1 rRNA gene is annotated in these 1644 nt (G+C 55.0%); it reads right to left on the reverse strand.

Going from position 1 to position 1644, the window contains the following annotated elements:
• Positions 1 to 1601, reverse strand: a 23S ribosomal RNA gene (locus ACOQFP_RS16495); the annotation flags it as partial.
• Between the last annotated feature and the right edge of the window lie 43 nt (positions 1602 to 1644).

Genomic DNA, 1644 nt, shown 5'->3' on the forward strand with positions numbered 1-1644 from the left:
GATTCAGGGTGGTTAGTGTCACTGATTCACCATGGGCGCGGTTACACGGGTACGGGAATATCAACCCGTTGTCCATCGGCTACGCCTGTCGGCCTCGTCTTAGGTCCCGACTCACCCTGGGCGGATTAACCTGGCCCAGGAACCCTTGGTCATTCGGCGGACGAGTTTCTCACTCGTCTTTCGCTACTCATGCCTGCATTCTCACTCGCGCAGCCTCCACACCTGGATCACTCCGATGCTTCCATGGCTGCACGACGCTCCCCTACCCACCCACACACCTGCACACAAATCCGCAGACTTGCATGGGGCTGTTGTGTGAGTGCCGCAGCTTCGGTGGTGTACTTGAGCCCCGCTACATTGTCGGCGCAGGATCACTTGACCAGTGAGCTATTACGCACTCTTTCAAGGGTGGCTGCTTCTAAGCCAACCTCCTGGTTGTCTTCGCGACCCCACATCCTTTTCCACTTAGTACACGCTTAGGGACCTTAGCTGGCGATCTGGGCTGTTTCCCTCTCGACTACGAACCTTATCGCCCGCAGTCTCACTGCCACGCTCTCACTCACCGGCATTCGGAGTTTGGCTGATTTCGGTAAGCTTGTAGGCCCCCTAGACCATCCAGTAGCTCTACCTCCGGCGAGAAACACGTGACGCTGCACCTAAATGCATTTCGGGGAGAACCAGCTATCACGGAGTTTGATTGGCCTTTCACCCCTACCCACAACTCATCCCCTCAGTTTTCAACCTAAGTGGGTTCGGTCCTCCACGACGTCTTACCGTCGCTTCAACCTGGCCATGGGTAGATCACTCCGCTTCGGGTCTAGAACACGCCACTACACACCAGACGGTGATACGCCCTATTCGGACTCGCTTTCGCTACGGCTACCCCACACGGGTTAACCTCGCGACATGCCACTAACTCGCAGGCTCATTCTTCAAAAGGCACGCCATCACCAGCAACAGTAAACTGTTCACCAGCTTTGACGGATTGTAAGCGCACGGTTTCAGGTACTATTTCACTCCCCTCCCGGGGTACTTTTCACCTTTCCCTCACGGTACTAGTCCGCTATCGGTCACCAGGGAGTATTCAGGCTTATCGGGTGGTCCCGACAGATTCACAGCAGATTTCACGGGCCCGCTGCTACTTGGGAATCCACAACAACAGTTGCAATGTTTTCGTCTACGGGACTCTCACCCTCTACGACAGGCCGTTCCAGACCACTTCGACTAACACCACAATTTCTCACTGTCGGCCGATCCGGCAGAATCGACAATGCAAACCCCACAACCCTCCATACGCAACCCCTGCCGGGTATCACACGCACAAAGTTTGGCCTCATCCGCTTTCGCTCGCCACTACTCACGGAATCACAATTGTTTTCTCTTCCTGTGGGTACTGAGATGTTTCACTTCCCCACGTTCCCTCCACACACCCTATATATTCAGATGCGGGTAACACGACATCACTCGTGCTGGGTTTCCCCATTCGGACACCCTCGGATCACAGCTCGGTTGACAGCTCCCCGAGGCTTATCGCAGCCTCCTACGTCCTTCATCGGCTCCTGGTGCCAAGGCATCCACCGTACGCTCTTCATTACTTACAACAAAGATGCTCGCGTCCACTGTGCAATTCTCAAACAACACACA

This window comes from Rhodococcus sp. MALMAid1271 (genome assembly GCF_049195265.1).
Taxonomy (GTDB): domain Bacteria; phylum Actinomycetota; class Actinomycetes; order Mycobacteriales; family Mycobacteriaceae; genus Rhodococcoides.